General features: G+C 66.3%; 19 protein-coding genes. 12 read left to right on the top strand and 7 right to left on the bottom strand.

What is annotated here, in order from left to right; genetic code table 11:
* The first annotated feature begins 19 nt into the window (after positions 1-19).
* From rhlP to D0T21_RS03295, 7 genes are all read left to right on the top strand, one after another.
* Positions 20-850: a rhombotarget lipoprotein gene (rhlP, locus tag D0T21_RS03325; RefSeq protein WP_116988401.1), complete on the top strand. Its 831-nt coding sequence runs from the start codon at positions 20-22 to the stop codon at positions 848-850.
* Complete coding sequence (gene rrtA / locus D0T21_RS03320) at positions 843-1,376, top strand: rhombosortase (protein WP_116988400.1); 534 nt, start codon at positions 843-845, stop codon at positions 1,374-1,376. The genes rhlP and rrtA overlap by 8 nt, the downstream gene beginning before the upstream one ends.
* Positions 1,377-1,493: 117 nt before the next feature.
* Positions 1,494-2,714 carry a sterol desaturase family protein gene (locus tag D0T21_RS03315; RefSeq protein ID WP_116988399.1) on the top strand — a complete coding sequence of 407 codons (1,221 nt, stop codon included), beginning with the start codon at positions 1,494-1,496 and terminating at the stop codon, positions 2,712-2,714.
* A complete protein-coding gene (locus D0T21_RS03310) occupies positions 2,711-5,107 on the top strand; it encodes a TonB-dependent receptor (protein WP_229211317.1) in 2,397 nt (798 codons plus the stop codon). The genes D0T21_RS03315 and D0T21_RS03310 overlap by 4 nt, the downstream gene beginning before the upstream one ends.
* Complete coding sequence (locus tag D0T21_RS03305) at positions 5,108-6,496, top strand: serine hydrolase (protein WP_116988397.1); 1,389 nt, start codon at positions 5,108-5,110, stop codon at positions 6,494-6,496.
* Positions 6,493-7,428 carry a MaoC/PaaZ C-terminal domain-containing protein gene (locus D0T21_RS03300; protein WP_116988396.1) on the top strand — a complete coding sequence of 312 codons (936 nt, stop codon included), beginning with the start codon at positions 6,493-6,495 and terminating at the stop codon, positions 7,426-7,428. Before D0T21_RS03305 ends, D0T21_RS03300 begins: the two co-directional genes overlap by 4 nt.
* 64 nt (positions 7,429-7,492) lie before the next feature.
* Positions 7,493-8,068, top strand: coding sequence for an NnrU family protein (locus D0T21_RS03295; protein WP_116989341.1), 576 nt, complete (start codon positions 7,493-7,495; stop codon positions 8,066-8,068).
* A gap of 4 nt (positions 8,069-8,072) precedes the next feature.
* On the opposite strand, the gene D0T21_RS03290 is transcribed toward D0T21_RS03295, so the two are convergent.
* Positions 8,073-8,483: a hypothetical protein gene (locus tag D0T21_RS03290; protein ID WP_116988395.1), complete on the bottom strand. Its 411-nt coding sequence runs from the start codon at positions 8,481-8,483 to the stop codon at positions 8,073-8,075.
* Positions 8,484-8,580: 97 nt separating this feature from the next.
* Between D0T21_RS03290 and D0T21_RS03285 the strand changes: the two genes are divergently transcribed.
* The gene (locus D0T21_RS03285) at positions 8,581-10,116 is read left to right on the top strand and encodes a class I SAM-dependent methyltransferase (protein ID WP_116994268.1); all 1,536 of its coding nucleotides are present in this window, start codon (positions 8,581-8,583) and stop codon (positions 10,114-10,116) included.
* Here D0T21_RS03285 and D0T21_RS03280 read toward each other — a convergent pair.
* The 6 genes from D0T21_RS03280 to D0T21_RS03255 all read right to left on the bottom strand — a co-directional run bounded on the left by D0T21_RS03280 (position 10,093) and on the right by D0T21_RS03255 (position 19,498).
* Positions 10,093-11,127: a diguanylate cyclase gene (locus D0T21_RS03280; protein WP_116988393.1), complete on the bottom strand. Its 1,035-nt coding sequence runs from the start codon at positions 11,125-11,127 to the stop codon at positions 10,093-10,095. The genes D0T21_RS03285 and D0T21_RS03280 overlap by 24 nt on opposite strands.
* Positions 11,128-11,138: 11 nt before the next feature.
* Positions 11,139-14,219, bottom strand: a complete 3,081-nt coding sequence (locus D0T21_RS03275; protein WP_116988392.1) for an efflux RND transporter permease subunit — start codon at positions 14,217-14,219, stop codon at positions 11,139-11,141.
* Between the two features lie 13 nt (positions 14,220-14,232).
* On the bottom strand, positions 14,233-15,378 hold the full coding sequence (locus tag D0T21_RS03270) for an efflux RND transporter periplasmic adaptor subunit (protein WP_116988391.1): 1,146 nt from the start codon (positions 15,376-15,378) through the stop codon (positions 14,233-14,235).
* A gap of 39 nt (positions 15,379-15,417) precedes the next feature.
* Positions 15,418-16,980, bottom strand: coding sequence for an efflux transporter outer membrane subunit (locus D0T21_RS03265; protein WP_116988390.1), 1,563 nt, complete (start codon positions 16,978-16,980; stop codon positions 15,418-15,420).
* Positions 16,981-17,149: 169 nt separating this feature from the next.
* Entirely contained in the window at positions 17,150-17,764 is a 615-nt protein-coding gene (locus D0T21_RS03260; RefSeq protein WP_116988389.1) for an EF-hand domain-containing protein, read from the bottom strand.
* 168 nt (positions 17,765-17,932) lie between these two features.
* Complete coding sequence (locus D0T21_RS03255; protein WP_116988388.1) at positions 17,933-19,498, bottom strand: protease pro-enzyme activation domain-containing protein; 1,566 nt, start codon at positions 19,496-19,498, stop codon at positions 17,933-17,935.
* Between the two features lie 139 nt (positions 19,499-19,637).
* Between D0T21_RS03255 and D0T21_RS03250 the strand changes: the two genes are divergently transcribed.
* From D0T21_RS03250 to D0T21_RS03235, 4 genes are all read left to right on the top strand, one after another.
* Positions 19,638-20,198: an XRE family transcriptional regulator gene (locus D0T21_RS03250; protein WP_116988387.1), complete on the top strand. Its 561-nt coding sequence runs from the start codon at positions 19,638-19,640 to the stop codon at positions 20,196-20,198.
* On the top strand, positions 20,186-20,704 hold the full coding sequence (locus tag D0T21_RS03245) for a GNAT family N-acetyltransferase (RefSeq protein WP_116988386.1): 519 nt from the start codon (positions 20,186-20,188) through the stop codon (positions 20,702-20,704). Before D0T21_RS03250 ends, D0T21_RS03245 begins: the two co-directional genes overlap by 13 nt.
* A gap of 101 nt (positions 20,705-20,805) precedes the next feature.
* Positions 20,806-22,479, top strand: coding sequence for an alkaline phosphatase family protein (locus D0T21_RS03240; RefSeq protein WP_116988385.1), 1,674 nt, complete (start codon positions 20,806-20,808; stop codon positions 22,477-22,479).
* An 87-nt stretch (positions 22,480-22,566) separates the two neighbouring features.
* On the top strand, positions 22,567-23,286 hold the full coding sequence (locus tag D0T21_RS03235) for a PEP-CTERM sorting domain-containing protein (protein ID WP_116988384.1): 720 nt from the start codon (positions 22,567-22,569) through the stop codon (positions 23,284-23,286).

Genomic DNA, 23,286 nt, shown 5'->3' with positions numbered 1-23,286 from the left:
CAACCACCGGAGAATCCACATGCGTATCCTGAATATCCTTGCCATTGCGCTGGTGGCGGCTTTGCTGTCCAGCTGCGCTTCCATGAGCTACAGCCGCAGTATCAAACAGACCGGCAGCATCGTCGATTACCTCTACCCCGACGCCAAGGAACCGCCGGCCATGACACCCACGGTCACGCGCTTGCGGCCGCCGGTAAAGGTCGGCATCGCCTTCGTGCCCGGCGCAGGCTGGGGCAACGGAACGTCGGAGGCCACGCGCATGAAACTGCTGGAGCGCGTGCGCGATTCCTTCTCCAGGCCTCCCTACATCGGCAAGATCGAAATCATCCCAACCCAGTACATGCGCGCCAGGGGCGGCTTCACCAATCTTGAGCAAGTGGGGCGCATGTTCGACGTTGAAGTAGTGGCCCTGCTCTCCTACGACCAGGTGCAGTTCAACGATTCCAACGCGCTGTCGATGCTGTATTGGACCATCATCGGCGCCTACGTCGTCCACGGCGACCAGTACGACGTGCAGACCATGCTGGATGCCTCGGTGTTCGACGTTCGCAGCCACAAGCTGCTGTTCCGCGCGCCGGGCACCAGCCAGGTCAAAGGCAGCGCCAGCTGGGCCGGCTTCAGCGAAAAATCGCGCGCCGCGCAGGCCGAGGGCTACAACGCCGCCGTCGACCAGCTGGTGCCCAACCTGCAAGCGGAGCTGGACAACTTCCGCGAACGCATCAAGCACGACGCCAACTACCAGGTGGAAAACAAGGAAGGCTACAAGGGCGGCGGCGCGATGGACTGGCTAGGCCTGGCGCTGGTGGCGCTGCTGGCGGGCCTGGCGTGGCGACTGGGACGCCGTGCCTGAGCTGCTGGAATTCGACCGCCATGCCCTGCTGGCCGGCCAGCTATGGCGGCTATGGACCGGGCACCTGGTCCACTACTCCATGCGGCACGCGCTGATCGACTTCGCCGTGGTGCTGGCGGCCGCCGTGATCGTAGTGCACCTGAGCGCATCGCCGGCCGCCGGCATGCGTCGCCTGCTGGCCGCACTGGGCCTGGGCGCGCCGTTCATCTCGCTGGGCATGCTGTTGCTCGCGCCGCACTGCCTGTACTACCGCGGCGCATCCGGCATCGCCGCGATGCTGGTGGTGATGGCCGGCGGCGCATTGTGGCCACGCGCCGCGCGCTCCACGCGCGCCGCCTTGCTGCTGATGGCCGCTACGCTGCTGGCCAAGATCTGCGCCGAAGCCGCCGGCGCCGGTCTTGGCCAACAGCTTGGCTGGTCCGACCTGCCGGCCGACGTGGTGGTCGCATGGCAGGCGCACCTGCTCGGCGTCGTCGCCGGCGCGGTCGCGCTCATGGCCGGCAAGCCCCGGCTGCAACTGGATTAACTATCAATGTAAATCTGACCTGTTTGTGTTTCACAAGCCTCAACATTGCCGTTAATTCTTGTGTATCTTGCATGGATATAGGCATAATCGTTTGGACCTAAACGATCCCGGCCCGAAGTGAATCCTATCGTCTTCGCCATTCCCGTTTTCATGCTGACCATCCTGCTCGAAGCATGGATAGCGCATCGCCGTGGAGCGGCCGCATACGATACCGCCGACGCCCTCACCAGCCTGCACCTCGGCATGGTGAGCCAGGTGGTCGGCCTGTTCGTCAAGCTGGCGATGCTGGGCATTTACACCGCCGTCTACGATCACTGGCGTTTCGCCTCGCTGCCGGCCAACAGCGTGTGGGTGTGGCTGGGCGCACTGCTGGCCTACGATTTCTGCTACTACTGGACGCATCGCCTGGGCCACGAGGTCGGCGTGATGTGGGCCGCGCACGTGGTGCACCACTCGTCCGAGTTCTACAACCTCTCCACCGCGCTGCGCCAGACCTCCAGCGGCTGGGTGCTGGGCTGGCTGTTCTACCTGCCGATGGCGCTGGCCGGCGTGCCGCCGCTGGTATTGGTCGGCGTCGGGCTGATCGACCTGCTGTACCAGTACTGGGTGCACACCGAAATGGTCGGCCGCCTCGGATGGCTGGACCGGGTGTTCGTCACCCCATCCAACCACCGGGTGCACCACGGCCAGAACGACTACTGCATCGATCGCAACTACGGCGGCATCCTGATCCTGTTCGACCGCATGTTCGGCACCTACGCCGACGAGCGCGCGGACGAACGCATTATCTACGGTGTGCGCACGCCGCTGCGCAGCCTCAATCCCGCCTGGGCCAACCTGCATTACTATGCCGATTTGTGGCGCGCGTCGCGCAGCGTTCGCGGCTGGCGCGGCAAGCTGCATGTGTGGTTCGGGCCACCCGGCGGCTGGACCGGCGAGCCGCTCGGCCACTTTGACGCCACCCTGTTCACGCACTATCGCCCCGCCACGCCGCCGGCCGCCGCCCTGTACGCCATGCTGCAATTCGCCTTGCTCGTGCCCTGCGTATCGCACCTGATCGCGATCGCGCCTACGCTGGCGCAGCCGCAGTTGCTGCTGTATGCGGGCGTGGTCGTCGCCAGTACCCTGTCGCTGGGGGCGCTGCTGGAAGGCCGCCGGTGGGCGCAGCGCGCGGAACAGGCGCGCGCGTTGGGATTGGGGCTGGCGTTCGCGCTGCTGCCGCAGTGGTTCGGTTACGTAGCGCCGATGGTTTTAAAGGTGACGATCCCGGTCGTCATGGTGATTGCTGTAGTTTGGCTGGACAAGAATATAAAAACTTTCCAATGGAGGACGACATGAGCATCCCTGCCCGCACCGTAATTTCCGCCAGCCTGGCCGCAGCCTTCTTCGTGCCGCCCGCGTGGGCGGCCGACGAAATCCAGTCGGTAGTGGTCACCGCCCAGTCCCGCAAGCAGTTCGTGCAGGACGTGCCGATGACCATCCAGGTACTGACCGCCAAAGACCTCGACGCCATCGGCGCCAAGGACCTGGGCGATTTGAACGGCTACGTTCCCGGCCTGGTGGTGGATGCGAACGAACCGACCCAGCCCGGCTTCGGCATACGCGGCGTGCAGACGGGCGACTTCGGCATCGCCACAGATTCGCCGGTGGGCATCTATGTCGACGGCGTCTACACCGGCAAGACCGGCGGCGCGCTGATGAACTTCATCGACGTCCAGCGCATCGAAGTGGTCAAGGGTCCGCAGGGCACGCTGTTCGGCCGTAACAGCGCGGCCGGCGCCATCGCCATCACCACCAATGAACCGGGCAAGGAGCTCGACGCCGCCGGCCATATGAAGCTGGGCAAATACGGCCGCGCCAATGCCGACGTCATGATGAACCTCCCGATCAGCGACAGCTTCGCCGCGCGCCTGGTGGCGGTACGCTCGGGCAGCGAGGGCTGGGTCGACAACACCGCCACCGGAAAAAAATCCGGCGGCGACAAGGACTGGGCCACCCGCCTGACGCTGCGCAAGGACTTCGACGCCGCCAAGCTGGTGTTCGCATGGGAGCACGAGAACATGGAGCAGTATGGCCGCCCGGCTTTCGGCGTCATCAAGGATCCACGGCTGCCGCTGGGCGGCTACACCGGCGTCTATGACGCGGCCTACACCGCCAACTTCGTCGATCCCTTCAAGGCGCCGCTGCAGAACGACGACCAGGGCACCGAGGGACGGATGTTCGACGGCGCCACGCTGCGCTTCGAAACGCCGCTGGCCGGCATGAACTTCAGCTCCACCACCGCCTACCGCCGCTTCAACACCCACAACATCACCGACAACGACGGCGGCGCCCGCCCCGACCTGTACCTGACCACGCTGGACGCCAAGCGCGCCCACAGCTTCCAGCAGGAGTTCAAGCTGTCCGGCAAAACCGATCAGCTGGACTGGATCGCGGGCCTGAGCTTCTACCACAACAACGAGCACCAGAACGCCGGCGCCTTCGTCACCACCGGCACGCTGGACACGCTGAGCCAGTTCGCCGGCGGCCAGCCGAATTTCGCCATGCTGTTCGGCGGCCTCGGTGCGGCGGGTTTGCCGGGCATCGGCCCGAACACGGTGTTCAGCTGGGACGAAACGCACTACAGCGACGTCAAGACCAAATCGGTCTCGATCTACGGCGACACCATCTGGCATGTGACGCCATCCACCAACGTCACCGCCGGCCTGCGCTACACGCGGGATAACAAGCAGATGACCTGGTACGTGCCGGGCCGCGTGTCGCCGCAACTGGACAACTTCCTCAACAGCTTTGGCCCGCTGGCGGGACTGGATGCTTCGGCCTTCCCGTCCAACGTCATCTTCAGCACGGCGGCGCAGCTGGCGTCGTCGCCCGTCACGCGCGAGAAGGACTGGACCGACTGGAGCCCGCGCCTGGTGCTGGACCATAAGCTGAACAAGGATACGCTGCTGTTCACCTCCATCGCGCGCGGCTACCAGGCCGGCGGCTTCAACATCTTCACGCCGCCGAATCCGGCCTCGCCGACCAACACCGGCAAGGACCCCAGCTTCGCGCCCGAGAAGATGACCAACTTCGAAGCCGGCGTGAAGCTGGCCTTCCCCGAGCTGCGCGCCACCGTCAACGCTTCGCTGTTCGCCTACAAGTTCAAGAACCTGCAGGACATCCAGCTGTACAGCGTGGGCACGGTGCCGACCTATAACGTGGTGTCCAGCGACCAGAAGGCGCACGGCCTGGACCTGGATGGCCGCATGCGCATCACGCCGCGCGTGACGGTGTTCGGCGGCATGGAATATATCGACCAGACCTACACCCGCTACCAGCGCCTCGACGCCGCCGGCAACGTCACGCTGGACCTGGGCGGCCAGCCGGTCGGCACGCCGCGCCTGACGGCGATGGCGGGCGTGAACGCCAACTGGGAAACGCTGGGTGGCCGCAGCAGCCTGAATTTCCAGGGCACGCATTCGAGCGCGCTGCGCTGCAACAGCGATACCGCCAAGCTCCAGTGCCTGAGCACCGCGCAGCTTGAGACGGGCAAGGCCACCAGCAAGTTCGACCTGCGCCTGGGCTGGGACAGCCCGAGTTCGCGCTATGGCGTGGCGCTGCTGGTCAACAATGTGTTCGACCAGCGCTACATCACCAGCCTGGGCGGACAAACGGAGCAATACGGCGCGCCTTACGCCTACCTCATGCCGCCGCGCATGATCGCGGTGGAATTCCGGGCCAGCCTGTAGATGGCGAGGATACTCAAGCTCACCGCCGCCGCAGCCCTGCTGCTGGTGGGCGGCGCCGTGCTGACGCTGGCGCTGCATCCGCCCGAGCTGCTGCGGGTGGGCGCCAGCTATGGCGCCAAGATGGTGTGCTCGAATGTGTTCATCGCCGGCCGCGATGCGCAGGCCGTGCTGGCCGACGACGTGCAGGCGCCCGGCCATCCCCTCCTCAAGCTGCTGCAGGTGCGCGTCGACCAGGAACAAAAGCTGGTGCGTGCCGACCTGCTGGGCTTTGTCGGCAAGGGCTTGGCCGTGTACCGGCCCGGCACCGGTTGCGCCGTGGTGCCGGACAACGACGTCACTCAGGCCGCGCAGTACCGGTTCTCGCCATTGAAGATCTGGGCGCCATCCGCCAATGTGGCGTGGCCGACCGGCTCGCAGCCGGAGACCGTGCCGGCGGTGCAGGCCTTGCTGGCGCAGGATGCGCTGGCCGGTCCCGAAATGCGCGGCATGGCCGTGATCCACCATGGCCGCCTGGTGGCGCAGCGCTACGGCGCCGGCTTCCACGCCGGCACTCCGCTGCTGGGCTGGTCGATGACCAAGACCGTCAGCGCGGCGCTGGTCGGCATCCTGATCGCCGACGGCAAACTGGCGCCGCAGCAAAGCGGCTTCTGGCCGAGCGGCGATCCGCGCGCGGCCATCACGCTGGCGCAGCTGATGGCGATGAGCAGCGGCCTGCAATTCAACGAAGGCTATGGCGACGTGTCGGACGTCACGCGCATGCTGTACCTGGAGCCGGACATGGCGGCCTACGCCGCCGCCCAGCCGTTGGTGCAGCAAGCCGGCAGCACCTTCAACTACTCCAGCGGCACCACGCTGCTGCTGTCGCGGATCTGGCAGCGCGCGGCGGCCGGCGCCAACACTGCGCCGACATCGGCGGCCGTGCTGTCGCTGCCGCATGCGCGCCTGTTCGAGCCGCTGGGCATGAGCAGCGCCGTGATGGAGGCGGACGCGCGCGGCAATCTGGTCGGCTCCAGCTATATGTATGCAACCACACAGGACTGGGCGCGCTTCGGCCAGTTCCTGCTGCAAGACGGTGTCTGGCAAGGCAAGCGCCTGCTGCCGGAAGGCTTCGTGACCACGATGCAGCAGGTGGCGCCGGCCTCCGGCGGCCAGTATGGACAGGGCCAGGTATGGCGCTGGGGACCGTCCGGCGCCACGCCGGAAGGACAGGACCCGGACCCTTCGTTCAAGCTTCCCGCCGATACCTACTGGCTGGAGGGCCATGACGGCCAGACCATCGCCATCGTGCCGTCGAAGCAGCTGGTGCTGGTGCGGCTGGGCCTGACGCCGGATCGCCTGAACTATCAGCCGCAGGCCTTGCTCAGCGCCGTGATCAGGGCGTTGGAATGACGGCGGCCGACGCCATTCCCTACGGCCTGCTGCGCCACCAGGGCGCGATGCTCAGGGCCACCGCCAGGCTGCTGCTGCAAGCCGCAGGCCGCACCCTGCTGGCGCCCCAGGCGCCGCGCACCCCGGATGCGCCGCTGGATACGCCGCCGGATGCACCGTCGCTGCAAACGCACAGCACCGCACCGCTCCAGCGCCGCATCGCCGCGCCGCCGGCGCAACTGGTCGAACACTACATCCGCTGGTGCGGCGCGGCGGGACGCTATGACGGCCAACTGCCGCCGCACATGGTGTCGCAATGGAGCTTGCCGCTGGTGAGTGAGTTGCTGATGCAGCTGCCCTACCGGCTCACCGGCATCATCAACCAGGGCGTTGCGATGGCGGTGCATGGCCCGCTGCCGCGCGACACGCCGCTGACGCTGAGCGCCGCGGTCGAACAGGTCGCGCATGCGGACGGCTGGGCCAGGATCATCGTGGCGGTCGTCACCGGCACCGCGCAGCAGGCGCGCCTGGTGGAGACGCGGCTGCACATGCGCGTGCGCCTGCCGGGCGCGCGCGCCGCCCGCAGCGCGCCGGCCCGGCCGCCCGATCCCGCCTGGCTGACCGCCGGCACCTGGCGCGCCGACGCCAGCGACGGCCTGCGCTTCTCGCTGCTCACCGGCGACTTCAACCCGATCCACTGGTGCGGGCCGCTGGCGCGCCGCTCCATCTTCGGCGCCAAGGTGCTGCACGGTTTCGGCAGCCTGGCGCGCAGCTACGAAACGCTGGCGCCGGGCAGCTTCCGCGAGCTCGACGTGCGCTTCCTGCGCCCGGTCACGCTGCCCGGCCAGGCGCTGTCGGTGCAGCTGGCGTCGGAGGCCGACGCCGACGGTTGGCGCGCGCTGCGGCTGGCCGGCGGCGACGACATGATTCACCTCGCGGGCCGGCTACGCTGACGTTGCGTGCCGCCGCCAGCCGGTGTATCGTCTGCGCAGTTCAACCAACTCCAGGGATGTGATGATGGCGCTACTGATATTGGGCTTGCTGATTTTCCTCGGGCTGCATTCGGTCCGCATCTTCGCCGACGACTGGCGCGGCGCCATGCGCGCGCGCCTGGGCGAGAACGGCTGGAAGGGACTGTATTCGCTGGTGTCGCTGGCCGGCTTCGCGCTGATCATCTGGGGCTACGGCCTGGCGCGCCAGCAGCCGGTGGTGGTGTGGTCGCCCCCGCGCTTCATGGCGCACATCGCCGCGCCGCTGATGGTGCTGTCCTTCATCCTGCTGGTGGCGGCCTATGTGCCGGGCAACGGCATCAAGGCGCGCCTGCATCATCCGATGACGCTGGCCGTCAAGGTCTGGGCGCTGGCCCACCTGCTGGCCAACGGCACGCTGCATGACATCATCCTGTTCGGCAGCTTCCTGGTGTGGTCGGTGCTGCTGTTCCGCGCAGCCCGCCGGCGCGATGCCGCCGCCGGCACCGTCTACCCGCCCGGCAAGGGCATGGCGACGGCCGTCACGGTGGTGGCCGGCTTCGGCGTGGCGGTGCTGTTCGCCCACTGGCTGCACCTGATGCTGATCGGCGTGAAACCGTTCTGACACCTCAGTTGCATTTACCCCGTATCGCCGCCGCGATCACCCACGGCAGCGAGTAAGGCCCCACCACGCCGATCGGGCCGATCATCGCCGGCTGCAGTTTGAGCGCATCGCCGTGCAGGCAATCGGGCACCTTGGCCTGCTCGAAGGCGGCCGTCATCGTGTCATGCATGGTCGGCGCCGTGGTGCCGAAGGCGCCGGCCGCGCGGTTCGCCGTGTCGACCGGGTGCGGATCCTCAACGATGGTGGCGCGCACCGCCTTGCGTATCATCTCGTCGGACAACGCGGGCGGCAGGCTCAGGTCGCGCGCCAGCGGTTCGGGCGGCGGCGTCCGGACAGGCGCCGGCGGCGCTTCCGGCATGGCCGATACGGCCAAGGGCGCCAGCGCCAGCCAGCCTGCGGCTAGAATTTCCCTCATCAAATCTCCATTTTCTTGCATGATACGGTTTCAATACACTCATCATAGCAAAAACGCATTAAAATCAAGAGACCCTATTTATTGAGAAAGCCAAACTATGACGGACTGGACCAGCGGCTACGTTGCCGACATCGGCTATACCTACGGCTACTATGACCTGGTCAATCCGTTGCGGGCCAAACTCGCGTTGTTGAAAGCGGGACTGGTCCTGCCTGAGATCGCGACGGCCTGCGAGCTCGGCTTCGGCCAGGGCCTCAGCGTCAATATCCACGGCGCGGCCTCCACCACCAAGTGGTACGGCACCGATTTCAATCCGTCGCAGGCAGGCTATGCGCAGGAGCTGGCCGCCAACATCGCGGACGGCCCGCAACTATTCGACCAGTCGTTCGCCGAATTCTGCAGCCGCACCGATTTGCCGGACTTCGACTTCATCGCCGTGCACGGCATCTGGAGCTGGATCTCGGACGAGAACCGCGCCATCATCGTCGACTTCGTTCAACGCAAGCTGAAGGTCGGCGGCGTGCTGTACATCAGCTATAACACACAGCCAGGCTTCGCAGCCATGATACCGGTGCGCGACCTGATGACCCAGCACGCCGCCATCATGGCGCCGCCAGGCGCAGGCGTGTTGGCCAAGGTCGATGGCGCCCTCGCGTTTACCAACAAGCTGATGGCCACCAATCCCGCGTTCGGGCTGGCCAATCCGCAGATTGCGGAGCGCTTGAAAAAACTGGAGAGCCAGGACCGCCACTACCTGGCCCACGAATATTTCAACCGCGACTGGCTGCCGATGTCCTTTGCCGACATGGCCGGCTTACTATCGCCGGCAAAACTCGACTTCGCCTGTTCGGCCGCCTACACCGAACTGCTGCCCGGGTTGAACCTGACGCCGGAGCAGCAAGCGCTGCTCGGCGAGATTCCCGACGCGGTGTTCCGCCAAAGCATAGTCGATTTCATGACCAACCAACAGTTCCGCCGGGATTACTGGGTCAAGGGCAAGCGCGGCCTGCAAGCGATCGAGTATGCCGAACAACTGCGCGCCCTGCGCGTCGTCTTGTGCGAGCATGCCGGAGCGATCCAGCTCACCGTCAAGACTTTGCTGGGCGAACGCGCGCTGACCGACGTCATCTACAAGCCCATTATCGACCTGCTGAGCGACCACGCCGTCCGCACCATCGGCGACATCGAGCAGGCCCTGAGCTCCCGCGGAATCGTGCTCACGCAGCTGCACGAAGCCTGTCTGCTGCTGGCGCACAAAGGCGCGCTGGCCATCGCCCAGGAACCGTCCATCGCCAACCTGCGCCGGCCGCAAACCGATCGCCTCAACCAGCGCTTGCTGCGACAGGCGCGCGGCGGTGGCGAGGTGTCCGCGCTGGCCAGCCCGGTGACGGGCGGCGGCGTTACCGTCGGCCGCTTTCAACAGCTGTTTATCAGCGCCATCGCCGAGGGCAAGCAACAGCCGTCGGAGTGGGCCCACTACGCGTGGCAGGTGCTCAAGGCGTCGCAGCAAACCATCCGCAAGCTGGACGTCGCGCTGGTCGGCGACGAAGAAAATCTCGCCGAGTTGTCCAGTCAAGCCATCGAGTTCCGCGACCTCAGGTTGCCGTTGCTACGCGCCCTGGGCATCGTCTGACGGCGCCACACGGACGGCGTTGCGGCCGCCCTGCTTGGCCGCGTACAGCATTTTGTCGGCCTGCATGAGCCAGTCGGCCGGCGTGCGGCGCTTGTCCATGAAGGCCACGCCGATCGAGATCGTCAGCGGATGGCCGTCGATCAGGCTGGCGTCGGCCACGGCGGCCCGCAGGTTTTCGGCCAGGCGGCTGGCCGCGTCCAGCGCCGCGCCGTTGGCGATGACGGCGAACTCCTCGCCGCCGTAGCGGAAGATGCGGTCGCTCGAGCGCGTATGCAGGCGCATCACCTCGCACAGCCGTATCAGCGCCTGGTCGCCGGCCGCATGGCCGTACAGGTCGTTGACCTGCTTGAAGTGGTCCAGGTCCAGCAACAGCAGGCAGGACGGCAGGTGCGGACGGCGCTCGTCGGCGTGGTCGGCCAGCTTGCGGTCCAGCGAGCGGCGGTTGCCGACGCCGGTCAGGAAGTCCAGCTCCACCTCGGTGTGCAGCGCCTTGTTCTGCGCGCCCGTGCGGTGGGCGAAGATGTACGCGAACAGGTTGACCAGGCCGATGGTGACGACGATGGTCAGCAGGTTCAGCACCGCCAGCTGCGACAGCAGGATCACCACCAGCGCCGCCAGCGAGACGCTGTTGATCGCCACCGCCACGCCGGGCCGCAGCACGAAGTAACAGGCGATCATGGTCGGATACACCCAGTAGATCAGCGACACGCCGCGCAGGTACACCGTCGCCAGCATGCCGGCCGAATAGAACAGCGTGACGCAGAAGCTGGCGACGCGGTGGCGGCCGGTGCGCCACACATGCACGATCACCGCCAGCATGGCCAGCACCAGCGCCATGTCGACCGTGGCCGACATCCATTGCTGCTGCGTCAGGCGGTAAATCGCGAACGGCAGGATGCTGGGCACGCCCAGCGCGCACAGCATCATCAGAATGACTTCTTCCATGCTGCGCTTGCGCTGGCCGTTCAGCCAGCCCAGGCGCCGCACCGTCCCCTTGTCCACGGCGGACATCGCGTCCGGCTTCAGGTCGGTTGTCCGGCGGTGTGGGCCGGCGTCGCGCCGCCATGCGCGGCGGCCTGCGGTTCGGCTTTATGTTGGCCGGACAGGAACATATACATGGCCGGCACCACGAACAGCGTGAACAGCGTGCCGATCGACAGGCCGGTGAAGATCACCAGGCCCATCGCATGGCGACCGGCCGCGCCGGCGCCCGAGGCCACCACCAGCGGCACCACGCCGAACACCATCGCCGCCGTCGTCATCAGGATGGGACGCAGACGGGTGGCCGCCGCTTCCTCGATCGCTTCACGCTTGCTCTTGCCGGCCGCGCGCAGGTGGTTGGCCACTTCCACGATCAAAATACCGTGCTTGGAAATGAGCCCCATCAGCGTCACCAGGCCGACCTGGGTGTAGATGTTGATCGAGGCGTAGCCCAGGAAGATGAAGGTCATCGCGCCGAACAGCGCCATCGGCACCGAGAACAGGATCACGATCGGGTCGCGGAAGCTCTCGAACTGCGCCGCCAGCGCCAGGAACACGATGATGACGGCGAACGCCATCGTCACCACGAAGCCGCCCGATTCGCTCATGTACTGGCGCGAGCCGCCCGAGTAATCGACCGTGTAGCCCGACGGTGCCACTTCCTTGACGGTGTTGCGCAGGTATTCCAGGATCTCGCCCTGCGAGGCGCCGGTGACGCCGGAGATGGTCGCCGAGTTCAGCTGCTGGAAGCGGGTCACCGATTCCGGCTGCACGCTGTACTTGATGCTGGCCACGGTGCTGGCCGGGATCATGGCGCCGCTCGGGGTCTTGATGTAGAAGTCCAGCACGTCGGCCGGATTCAGGCGGTCGACCTGCTGCACCTGCGGGATCACCTTGTAGGAACGGCCGGAGATCGAGAAGTAGTTGACGTAGCCGCCGCCCAGCGCCGCGCCCATGGCGTTGCCGAAGTCCTGCTGCGTCAGGCCCAAGGTGGCCAGCTTGTCGCGGTCCACCTCGACGCGCGCCTGCGGCGAATCGATCTTCAGGTCGACGTCGGCGAAGTAGAACTTGTTGTCCTTGCGCGCCTTGTCCAGCACCGCTTGCGCCACCGTGTTCAGGTTCTCGAACGGCTCGGTGGTGGTGATGACGAACTGCACCGGCAAGCCGGAGCTGCCCGGCAGCGCCGGGAACTGGAACGCCGCCACGCGGCCACCGGCCACATGGCTCCATTTTTCCTGCAAGTCCTGCTGGATCTCGTGCGCCGAGCGCGAACGCTTGTCCCACGACTTGAACAGCACGCCGCCGATGCCGGAATTGGTGGTCGGCACGCCGGTGATCTGGAACATCTGCTCGTACTCGGGCAGCGCGTGCGAGATGTCGAAGATCTGCTTGGCGTAGGCCTGCATCTGGTCCGAGGTGGCGGTCGGCGCGCCGACCACCTGCGACAGCACGATGCCCTGGTCCTCTTCCGGCGCCAGTTCCGACTGCGACATCTTGAACATCAGGCCCAGCAGCAGACTCAGGATCAGGCCCATGACGATCAGCACCGGCCAGGTGTTGAGCAGGCTGTGCAGCAGGCGCAGGTAGCCGCCGTGGACCTTCTCGAACACCTTGTCGATGGCCTTGACGAAACGCCCTTCATCCTGCTTGGGGTCGAAGAAGTGGCCGCACATCATCGGCGACAAGGTCAGCGCGACGATGCCCGACACCGCCACCGCGCCGGCCAGGGTGAAGGCGAACTCGGTGAACAGCGCGCCAGTCAGGCCGCCCTGGAAGCCGATCGGCACGTACACCGCGATCAGCACCACCGTCATCGCCAGGATCGGGCTGCCCAGCTCGCGCGCGGCCATGATGGCGGCGTCGAACGGCTTGATGCCCTCCTTCATGTGGCGGTCGACGTTCTCCACCACGATGATGGCGTCGTCCACCACCAGGCCGATCGCCAGCACGATGGCCAGCAGGGTCAGCAGGTTGATCGAGTAGCCCAGCATCAGCATCACGAAGAAGGTGCCGATCAGCGACAGCGGCATCGCGATCACCGGCACGATCACCGCGCGGAAGCTGCCCAGGAACAGGTAGATGACGATGGTGACGATGACCAGCGCCTCGACCAGGGTCTTGACCACTTCGTCGATCGAGGTGTTGATGAACTCGGTCGAGTCGTAGACGATCTCGCCGGTCAGGCCGTTCGGCAGCTGTTCCTTGATCGGCGGGAAGGCCACCCTTACGCGCTTGGCCACGTCCAGGATGTTGGCCTCCGGCGCCACCTTGATGCCGATGAACACCGAGCGCACGCCGCTGAAGGCGACGTTGAAGTCATAGTTTTCCGAACCCAGGGTGACGGTGGCGATGTCCTCCAGGTGGACGATGGCGCCGCCGGCCTGCTTGATGGCCAGCGCCTTGAACTCGTCCACCGTGTGCAGGTCGGTGCCGGCGGTCAGCGGCACGGTCACCATCTGGCCCTTGGTGGCGCCCAGGCCGGTCAGGTAGTTGTTCTGCGCCAGCGCGGCGCTGACGTCGGTCGCGGTGACGCCGTGCGCCGCCATCTTGTTGGCGTCCAGCCAGGCGCGCAGCGCGAACTGGCGCGCGCCCAGCAGCTCGGCGGTCTGCACGCCCTGGATCGAATCCAGTTTCGGCTTGACCACGCGCGCCAGGAAGTCGGTGACGTTGTTGGTCGGCAGCGTGTCGCTGTAGAAGCCCATGTACATGGCGTCGGTGGTCTGGCCGGTCTGCACCGTCAGCACCGGCTGCTGCGCCTGCTGCGGCAGCTGGTTGCGCACCGAGTTGACCTGGGTGGTGATCTCGGTCAGCGCGCGGTTGGAATCGTAGTTCAGCCGCAGGGTGGCGGTGATCACCGACACGCCGCTGTTGGACGACGAGGACAGGTAGTCGATCCCCTGCGCCTGGGCGATGGCCCCTTCCAGCGGCTGGGTGATGAAGCCGGCCACGGTGGAGGCGTCGGCGCCGTAGTAGGTGGTGGAGATGGTGACCACCGCGTTTTGCGTCTTCGGATACTGGTTGATCGGCAGGCTGAACAGCGAACGCAGGCCCAGCACCACGATCAGCAGGCTGACGACGCTGGCCAGGACCGGCCGCTTGATGAAGATGTCGGTGAAATTCATGGCGCGGATTCCCTTAGTGTTCCTGCGGCGTCGGATTCGGGTTGTTGGCCGGCTGCACCTTGTTGTCGATCACGGCCGGCGTGCCGTTCTTCAGCTTGAGCTGGCCGCTGGTGACGACGGTCTGGCCTTCCTTGACGCCGGTCAGGATGGCGACCTGGTCGCCGCGCGTGGGGCCGGTGGTGACGAACACCTGCTGCGCCACCAGGTGGGCGTTGCCCTTGTCATCCTTGAGCGCATCCTTGGCGTCGGCCGGCGGCGGCGCCAGCACGAACACGGTCGAACCGTAGGGGTTGTAGGTGATCGAGGTCTGCGGCAGGGTCAGGTATTTCTTCTGGTCGCCCTGGTCCAGGCTGACGTTGGCGAACATGCCCGGCAGCAGCTGGCGCTTGGCGTTCGGCACCGTGGCCTCGACCTGCACGTTGCGGGTGGCGGCGTCGACTTTCGGGCTGATCGAGGTGACCTTGCCGGGGAAGCCCACGCCCGGATAGGCATCGCTGGTCAGGCTGAGCTTCTGGCCGATGGACAGGCCGGCCAGCTGTTTCTGCGGCACGAAGAAATCGATATAAACAGTATCGATGGTTTGCAAGGTCACCAGCTTGTCGCCGGGGTTCAGGTACTGGCCGGGATTGACGGCGGTGATGCCCAGCTTGCCGGCGAACGGCGCGCGGATGGTCTTCTTGTCGACCAGCGCCTGCTGCTGCGCCACCAGCGCCTTGCGGCTCTTCAGGTCGGCGTCGTCGTTGTCGAGCTGGGCCTGGCTGATGGCCTGGGCGGCGAATTGCAGCTTGTCGCGCTTGAGCACCGAGGCCGACAGGTCGGCCGCCGCTTGCAGCGCGCGCAGTTGCGCGATGTCGGAATCGGCGTTCAGCTCGAACAGCACCTGGCCGGCCTTGACCTCGTCGCCCGACTTGAAGTGCACCTGGCGCACCAGGCCGGCGATCTCGGTGGTGACGTCGACGCCGCGCACCGGCACCAGCGTGCCGACCGACGTCAGCTGCGGCTGCCACTCGGAGATGCTGGCCTTGATCGCGGTGACGACCTGCGCGGTCGGCTTGGGCGAACTGGCGATGAGTTTCTTAATCTGCAAATACTTGCCGAACGCCAGCACGACGATCAGTAAAAGGACGCCGCCTATCATGATGAACATACGCTTGGTCATGAATCGTTCTCCTGCTTTTTAGTGTTGTTTGATATGTGCTTACTTGGCGCTGCCGTAGGGCGCGGCCGCCGACACCGCGGTGGCCGCCGGCACGCCGCCGCCGCGGTTCCACCAGCCGCCGCCCAGCGCCTGGAACAGCGCCGCCGTGTCGGCGTAGCGGGCCGCCTGCGCCTGCACCAGCGCCACGTGGGCCTGCTGGTAGCTGCGCTGCGCGTCCAGCAGCACCAGGTAGCTGATGCCGCCCAGCTTGTACTGCTGAGTGGACAGCGCCAGCGATTCGGCCGCCAGCGATTCGGCCTCGGCCTGGGCCTTGAGCGCGGCGGCGTCGGAATCGAGCGCGCGCAGGCTGTCGGCGACGTTCTGGAACGCCGTCAGCACGGTGGCGCGGTACTGCGCCGCCGCCACGTCGTAGGCCGCTTCCGCCGCGCGCCGCTTGGCGCTCAGGGCGCCGCCGTTGAAGATGGGCGCGGTCAGGCCGGCGGCCAGGTTCCAGGCGGTGGTCTCGGCGTCGAACAGCTTGCTGAAGGTCTGCGCCGACGAGCCGTAGCTGCCGCTCAGCGTGAATTGCGGATACTGGGCCGCCGTCGCCACGCCGATCGCCGCGCTGGCCGCGTGCAGCTGTTCTTCGCTGGCGCGGATGTCGGGCCGCTGGCGCACCAGCGCCGACGGCAGCGACACCGGCAGCGATTCCGGCAAGGTCAGCGAGGCCAGTTCGAACTCGGGCATGCCCGCCTCGCTCGGCAGTTTGCCGGCCAGCACGGACAGCTGATGGCGGCTTTGCGCCAGCGCCTTTTCCAGCGGCGGCAAGGTGGCGGCGATCTGCGCCGCCTGGTTGCGCTGGCTGAGCAAGGTGTTGCGCGGCACGGCGCCGAACTGGAATTGTTTCTCGATCACGCCCAGCTGCTGGTTCAGCGCGGCCAGCACTTCCTGCGTGGCCTTCAGCTGCGCGCGCAGCGACGCTTCGCGGATGGCGGTGGTCACCACATTGGCGCTCAGCGCCAGGTAGGTCGCCTCGACCTGGAAGCGCTGGTAGTCGACCTGGGCGCGCGCGCCTTCCAGCGTGCGCCGGGTGGCGCCGAACACGTCCGGCGTGTAGGCGACGTTGACCGAGGCGTTGTACAGGTTGAAGACGCCGCCGTTGCCGCCGCCGGACTCGGACACCTTCTGGCGCGCCACGCCCAGCTGGCCGTTCACCGTCGGATACACCAGGCTGCCGGACTGGGCGTTGTAGCTTTCCTGCGCCTGGCGCAGCGCCGCTTCGGCCGCCGCCATATTCGGGTTCTGCTCCAGTGCGCCGCGTATCAGCTGGTCCAGCGCGGGCGAGCGGAACACCGTCCACCACTGCGCCGGAATATCCTGCCCCAGCGCGAACTGCTGGGCGGCGCCGCCGACGCCGGCCGATGCCGCCGTCTGGGCCGCCAGCGGCGTCGGGGTGTAGCGCTCGCCAGCCGTGGCCGGTGCGGCCGGGGTCTTGAATTCGGGGCCGAGGGCGCAGCCGCCCAATCCCGCCGCGACCAGCGCCGCCACGCCGGCATGCAGGGCTTGCCGGTGGAACTGCCTGAAGTTCTGTTTTCTCACAAAAAACTCCCGCTGAAGGGTCATGCCAGACCAAAAGGTTAACTGAACTGCACTTTTGCCTGACATATTCGCATTTTTTACGTGCTGAGTGTGTTTTTTGTATGACATTCGCGCCACGAAACTTGCTGGACGAAAAAAAACGGGCTCCGCCGTGAAGGCGAAGCCCGTTTTCGGGCAAGCTGTGTGGGGTAGATCAGGCGGCTTCTGCGGTGGCCACCACGCCGTAGGCGCGGTTGGCTTCGGTCAGCGAAAAGGCCGACGGGCCGTTGACCACGGAATCCGCCGCGCGCTCGCTGCTGCGGTAGGTGATCGGCATCTGGTAGCGGCGCAGCTCTTCCGGACTGATCTTGCCGTCCTTGTTGGTGTCGGCGGCCATGTCGACCTTGCCGCTGCCCAGCACGCCATTTTCATCGACGCCCGGCAAGGGATCGGGCGACACCAGCTTGTTGCTGTCGTCGGCGCTGCCGTCGAGGCCGAACTTGGCCTGGAAGAACTGGGTTTCAGGACGCTGTACCAGGCGCTTCAAGCCCTCGTCGAATTGCTTCAACGCCAGCTTCATGCCATCGTCGTCCGATTCCGCCACCGCCTTGACCACGGCGCTGGCCTTGTCGGCCGCGTTGGCGGTCAGGATGGCGTCGTTCTGCACCGGCGAATTGAAGCCAGGCAGGGACAGATAGGCGGCTACCGATGCGCTCAAGTCCGCATTGGTTTCGGCTACAGGGGTGGCGTTTTTCTTCGGCTCAAGCGTCTTCTCCGCGACCACGGCCGCAGGAAGGGAAGCACCACCAATATTGTTCACCATGATCATAATCGACTCCTGTTTGACGACACCTGGAACTGTCGAGCAAAAATAACTTCTACCCCGTCATTCTATCAAGGTTTTGGCAACAATCACCATTTTTAGCGGCCTGTAGAGCGAAAAAGTGTCTTTTTCCCATGTGAAACTTGCATCAAAGAATTGTTCCAATTTGCAAAATCAATCACTCAAAGCCTGCAATAGTTTTTCTCCATCGGGACAGCCCCAACCCGTGCAGGCGTCCCATCCCGGCACCGCCTGTTGCGCGCCATTGTTGCCGCTCGCAACGTCCCGGGTCACGCCCCTGCCCTGCAAGGAGCCGTACAGCAAGGGATGCAGGAAGCCGACCGGACGGCCGAGCCGCTGGTTGATCAGCGCCAGCAGGCCGGCCCACAAGGGCGCCACCGCGCTGGTGCCGCCGAACACCAGGTTCTGGCCGTCGACCCGCACCTTGTAGCCGCTGGCCGGATCGGCGTCGCCGGCCACGTCCGGCACGCCGCGCGCGGCATGGCCGTTGGCCACGCCCTGCTGGTAATCGGGGCGGCCGAAGAAGCTGCTGTAGCCGCCGCCGGTGGCGCTATTGGGGCCGCTGTTCCACACGGTTTCGACGGCGGGCCCGCCGTCCTGCAACATCACGCGGGTGCCGCCGCAGGCCAGCGCGTGCGGCGCCGACGCCGGGAAGTCCACGTGCTGGGCGCCGTCGCTGACGCCGTCGGTGGAGCCGTTGTCGCCGGCCGCGCACAAGATCGTCACGCCCATCGCGGCGGCGTCGGCGAAGGCTTGTTCGAATGCGGTCATGGCCTGGCCGGTCCAGGCCGATTCCGGCGCGCCCCAGCTGATCGAGATCACCGACGGCTGGTTGACGGCGTCGTGCACGGCGGCAGTGATGGCATCGAGAAAACCGCGTTCCGTGTTGGGCGCGTAGTAGACCGCGATCAGCGCGCCCGGCGCCACCGCGCCCGCCACCTCGATGTCGAGCATCACCTCGCCGTCGGCGCTGTTGGCGGTGGTGGGACGGTTCTTGGCGTGGTCGATGCTGATCGACTTGACGCGCGGCACCGGCAAGCCCAGCTCGCCGAAATAAACCTTCAGGTCGCGCGGCCGGCTGCCGCCGCCCAGCTCGATGATGCCGATGCATTGGCCGCTGCCGTCCAGCCCCTGCGGAAAGTTGTACAGCTGCGCCAGCTGCGGCGGCGAGAACGCGATGTTGGCCGCCGCCGCCGAGGCGAAGCCGTCCGCCTGCAGGCGCTGGAACTTGGGCGTGGCTACCGGCCTGTCGTCCAGCCCGAACACGCCCTCGACCACGCCGGCCAGCGCATCGGGCACGCTCAGTTCGCCAGTCCGGCCGCGATAGCTGCCGTCCGGATATTCATACTCTTCCAGCTGGACGCCGAAGGCGCCGCTCATCTGCGCGGCAGTGCCGGCCAACACCACGCGCCGCTGGGCCGCGTTACTGCTGATCACCACCATGCCGCGCTGGGCCGCGAAGGCCTCGACCTTGGCGATGTCGGCGTCGCTGGCGCCGTGGGCCTGGGCGAACTGCGCGCGGCTCAGGTACTGGCGCCCGACCGGCTGGGTGTCGGCGGTGGCGGCCTGCAGGTCCAGCGGCGCGCGGTCGGGCGCGGCGCGCAGCCGCACGGTGATTTCTATGGTCTGCTCGTCCGCAACCGGACCCAGCGCGACAGCGCCCTGCAGCGCCAACTGGCCGCTGCCGGGAATGATATGGGGGTTGGATGTCGTGGCCATCGTAAGCTCCTTTCGATTGGGATTACCGTCAAAAGATACTGGCCGCCATGGCCGCGCGATTGACGCAGCGCAGAGGAGTCGTCGATAAATCAGCGGATCGGCCTTGCCACAATCTCATAATAGAGATATATTCCCAATTATGAGAAACGAGATCGAATCCCGCCTGGCCCTGCGCCTGGCCGCCCTGCGCGTGGAGCGCGGACTGTCGCTGGACGAGCTGGCCGCCGCCAGCGGCATCAGCCGGGCCACGCTGTCGCGCCTGGAACGCGGCGAGAACAGCCCGACCACCGCCCTGCTGGGCAAGCTGTGCGCCGTGTTCGGCTTGCCGATGTCGCGCTTGATCGCCGAGGCCGAATCGCAGCCGGGCGAGTTGCTGCGCGCCGCCGACCAGGTGCTGTGGCAGGATCCCGCCAGCGGCTTCAGGCGGCGCATGGTGTCGCCGCCGGCGCGCGGCTACGGCGTCGAACTGGTGGAGGGCTGGCTGCCGCCCGACGCCCGCATCGACTACGACAGCGCCTCGGTGCCCGGCATGGAACAACACCTGTGGCTGCTCGAAGGCGCGCTGGACTACACGCTCGACGGCGCCACCCATCACCTGCAAGCGGGCGATTGCCTGCGCTTCCACCTGTTCGGCGCAACGCGCTTTTTCTGTCCCGGGCCGTCGCCGGCCCGCTACCTGATCGCCCTATGCCCACCATAAATCAACTCGATGCCGCCGGCCTGCGCCGGCACGCGGCCGACCTGGCGCAGGTGCTGCGCGATTGCGTGCTGCACGGCGCCAGCGTCGGTTTCCTGCTGCCTTGCCCGCTGGAGGAAACGCAGGCGTTCTGGCTGGCGCTGGCGCCGCAGGTCGACAGCGGCGAACGACTGCTGTTCGTCGCGCACGACGACCACGGCGCGCTGTGCGGAACCGTGCAACTGGTGTTGTGCGGCCTGCCCAACGGCCGCCACCGGGCGGAGATTTCCAAGATGCTGGTCCATTCCGGCGCGCGCCGGCAAGGCATCGCCCAGGCGCTGATGCAACACGCGCTGGAGCGGGCACGCGCGCTGGGTTGTAAGCTGTTGGTGCTCGACACCTGCACCGGTTTTCCGGCGCAGGGCATGTACGAAAAGCTGGGCTTCGCCGTGACCGGCGTGGTGCCCGACTACGCCGCCCTGCCCGACGGCACGCTCGGCCCGACCACCTTCATGCACATGCAGCTTTGACCCATAGCTGTCATCGAGCCGTCACAAGGATGGAGTACGATATCGCGGGCGCATGGTAGGCTGTGCGCCGACGATCCTTCCCAACCTGACGACGACTCCACATGACAAAGAAACTGTCCCTGCCCGCACTCGTAATCGCGACCTCCTGCCTTGCGCTGAACGCCGCGCATGCCGCCGCTCCCGCCGCCACCGCCGCCTCGAACCAGCCGAAACTGGTGGTGGTGCTGGTGGTGGACGGCCTGCCGAACGAGCAGGTGCAGCGCTATCGCGACCAGTTCGGCCAGGATGGTGGCTTACGCCGCTTGCTGGACCAGGGCGCGTCGTTCAGCAACGCGCACCAGGCGCACGGCATCACCGTCACCGCGATCGGCCACAGCGCCGTGCTGACCGGCGCCTACCCGTATGTGCACGGCATCATCGGCAATAACTGGATCGACCCGATCACGAAAAAATCGGTGTACTGCACCGAAGACACCAACTACACCTACATCGGCGAAGAGACCAAGCCGAGCGACGGCACCGCGCCGACCCGCCTGAAAGTCGATACGCTGGGCGACCAGCTGCGCTACGCCACCGGCAGCCGCAGCAAGGTGGTCACCGTCTCCGGCAAGGATCGCGGCGCGATCCTGCTGGCAGGTAAAACCGGCACCGCTTACATGTACATGGACAAGAGCGGCAACTTCGCCAGCAGCACCTTCTACATGAAAGCGCATCCGGCCTGGGTCCAGCAATACCAGGCCGGCAAGCCGCAGGACCGCTACTACGGCAAGTCGTGGACGGCACTGCTGCCGGAATCGGCCTACGCCGGCGACGCCAGCGAAGAGCTGAACCAGGTCAAGCCGGGCACCCACATCCGCCTGCCCTACGCCTACTACAGCGAAAGCGGCGAGATCGACGCCGGCTACTACAACAGCCTGAAGACCGGCCCCTTCCTCGACCAGCTGACGCTGGACTTCGCGCGTGCCGCGGTGGAAGGCGAAAACCTCGGCCGCAATCCGGCCGGCGTGCCGGACCTGCTGGGCGTGAGCCTGTCGGCACACGACTACGTCAACCACGCCTTCGGCCCGGAAAGCAAGCTGTCGCACGACCACCTGCAGCGTCTGGACCGCATGCTGGGCGAGTTCTTCAACTACCTCGACAAGCGCGTCGGCATGGACAACGTGCTGGTGGTGCTGACCGCCGACCACGGCTTCCCGAACACCCCCGAGTTCTCGCAGACCCAGCACATCGACGCCCAGCGCATCGACGGCGACAAGCTGATGAACGCGCTGGACAAGCACCTGTCGGAAAAATTCGGCGGCGCCAAGCTGCTGAGCGCCTGGTCGCTGCCCAACATCCACCTGGACTACGCGCAGATCGACAAGAGCGGCCTGAAACGCGAGGAAGTGGAAACCGCCGCCGCCCGCTACCTGCTGGCCCAGAACGGCATCGTCGAAGCCTACACCCGCACCCAGCTCGAAAGCGGCGCCGCCAACACCACCCGCATCGCCACGCTGATGCGCCGCGCCTGGAACCGCGAAGCGTCGGGCGACCTGATGGTGGTCACCAAGCCTTACTGGTACTTCGGCACCGGCACCAGCGGCACCTCGCACGGCTCGCCGTATGCCTACGACACCAACGTGCCGCTGATGATCATGGGCAAACGCTGGATCAAGCCGGGCGCTTACGGCCAGTACGCGGAAGTGGTCGACATCGCGCCGACCCTGGCCAACCTGCTGCACGTGCGTCCGCCGGCCGGCGCCGAAGGCCGCGTGCTGACCGAGACGCTACGTTAATCAAATATAATTTTCATATTTGAAATAATTAATTGGCAACAATGTCAGATGATGCTACTTTACATTTCCTACAACAGAGATGGGGAAATGATGAAAAAAGTCGCGTTCGCAGTACTCGCTTTGGTCGCCGGCGTTACCAACGCTGGCGCGTTGTATAACAACGGTCCGGTGGTGGATGCCACCGGAAAATCCATCGTCGCGCCGCACGCCTCTACCTATGGCTACGGCGTGCAAAGCGGTGTGGGCAATTCTGTCGCCGATGATTTCAATGTCACGGCGGGCAAGAACTGGAATGTCACGGGCCTGAGTTTCTTCGGCTACCAGACCGGCGCCAACGGCTTCAGCTTCACTTCGGCCACCTGGAGCATCGTCTCGGGCAGCGACGTCAATTCGGGCACCGTGGTTGCCTCCGGCACCACCGGCGTCACCAACGGCGGCCTGGCCGGCTATCGCGTCACCGAAGACACGCTCACCGACAAGCAGCGCGCCATCTACACGGTCAATGCCGACATCACCGACGTCACGCTGGCTTCGGGCCACTACTGGCTGACCTGGGGCCTGGCGGGCAGCGCAACTCCCGGCCCATGGCAGCCGCCTACGTCCGACGCCCGCGCAGGCAACGCAGCGCAATCGCTTGGCGGCGGCGCCTTCGCCACCTTGAAAGAACCCGGCAGCGGCCTGTCGGTGGAACTGCCGTTCGCCGTCAACGGCACCATCGCCGCGGTACCGGAACCGGAAACTTACGCCATGCTGCTCGGTGGCTTGGGCCTGATCGGCCTGGCACGCCGCCGCGCACGTCGCGGCTGA

The organism is Duganella sp. BJB476 (assembly GCF_003416895.1).
Classification (GTDB): domain Bacteria; phylum Pseudomonadota; class Gammaproteobacteria; order Burkholderiales; family Burkholderiaceae_D; genus Rugamonas.
The sequence above is the reverse complement of the archived record's forward strand: the minus strand, read 5'-3'. Positions and strand labels throughout refer to the sequence as shown.

Coding starts and splice junctions, on each gene's coding strand:
- rhlP (WP_116988401.1), top strand. CDS start 20: ATGCGTATCCTGAATATCCTTGCCATTGCGCTGGTGGCGGCTTTGCTG.
- D0T21_RS03310 (WP_229211317.1), top strand. CDS start 2,711: ATGAGCATCCCTGCCCGCACCGTAATTTCCGCCAGCCTGGCCGCAGCC.
- D0T21_RS03305 (WP_116988397.1), top strand. CDS start 5,108: ATGGCGAGGATACTCAAGCTCACCGCCGCCGCAGCCCTGCTGCTGGTG.
- D0T21_RS03300 (WP_116988396.1), top strand. CDS start 6,493: ATGACGGCGGCCGACGCCATTCCCTACGGCCTGCTGCGCCACCAGGGC.
- D0T21_RS03295 (WP_116989341.1), top strand. CDS start 7,493: ATGGCGCTACTGATATTGGGCTTGCTGATTTTCCTCGGGCTGCATTCG.
- D0T21_RS03290 (WP_116988395.1), bottom strand. CDS start 8,483: ATGAGGGAAATTCTAGCCGCAGGCTGGCTGGCGCTGGCGCCCTTGGCC.
- D0T21_RS03285 (WP_116994268.1), top strand. CDS start 8,581: ATGACGGACTGGACCAGCGGCTACGTTGCCGACATCGGCTATACCTAC.
- D0T21_RS03280 (WP_116988393.1), bottom strand. CDS start 11,127: ATGTCCGCCGTGGACAAGGGGACGGTGCGGCGCCTGGGCTGGCTGAAC.
- D0T21_RS03275 (WP_116988392.1), bottom strand. CDS start 14,219: ATGAATTTCACCGACATCTTCATCAAGCGGCCGGTCCTGGCCAGCGTC.
- D0T21_RS03270 (WP_116988391.1), bottom strand. CDS start 15,378: ATGACCAAGCGTATGTTCATCATGATAGGCGGCGTCCTTTTACTGATC.
- D0T21_RS03265 (WP_116988390.1), bottom strand. CDS start 16,980: ATGACCCTTCAGCGGGAGTTTTTTGTGAGAAAACAGAACTTCAGGCAG.
- D0T21_RS03260 (WP_116988389.1), bottom strand. CDS start 17,764: ATGATCATGGTGAACAATATTGGTGGTGCTTCCCTTCCTGCGGCCGTG.
- D0T21_RS03255 (WP_116988388.1), bottom strand. CDS start 19,498: ATGGCCACGACATCCAACCCCCATATCATTCCCGGCAGCGGCCAGTTG.
- D0T21_RS03250 (WP_116988387.1), top strand. CDS start 19,638: ATGAGAAACGAGATCGAATCCCGCCTGGCCCTGCGCCTGGCCGCCCTG.
- D0T21_RS03245 (WP_116988386.1), top strand. CDS start 20,186: ATGCCCACCATAAATCAACTCGATGCCGCCGGCCTGCGCCGGCACGCG.
- D0T21_RS03240 (WP_116988385.1), top strand. CDS start 20,806: ATGACAAAGAAACTGTCCCTGCCCGCACTCGTAATCGCGACCTCCTGC.
- D0T21_RS03235 (WP_116988384.1), top strand. CDS start 22,567: ATGATGAAAAAAGTCGCGTTCGCAGTACTCGCTTTGGTCGCCGGCGTT.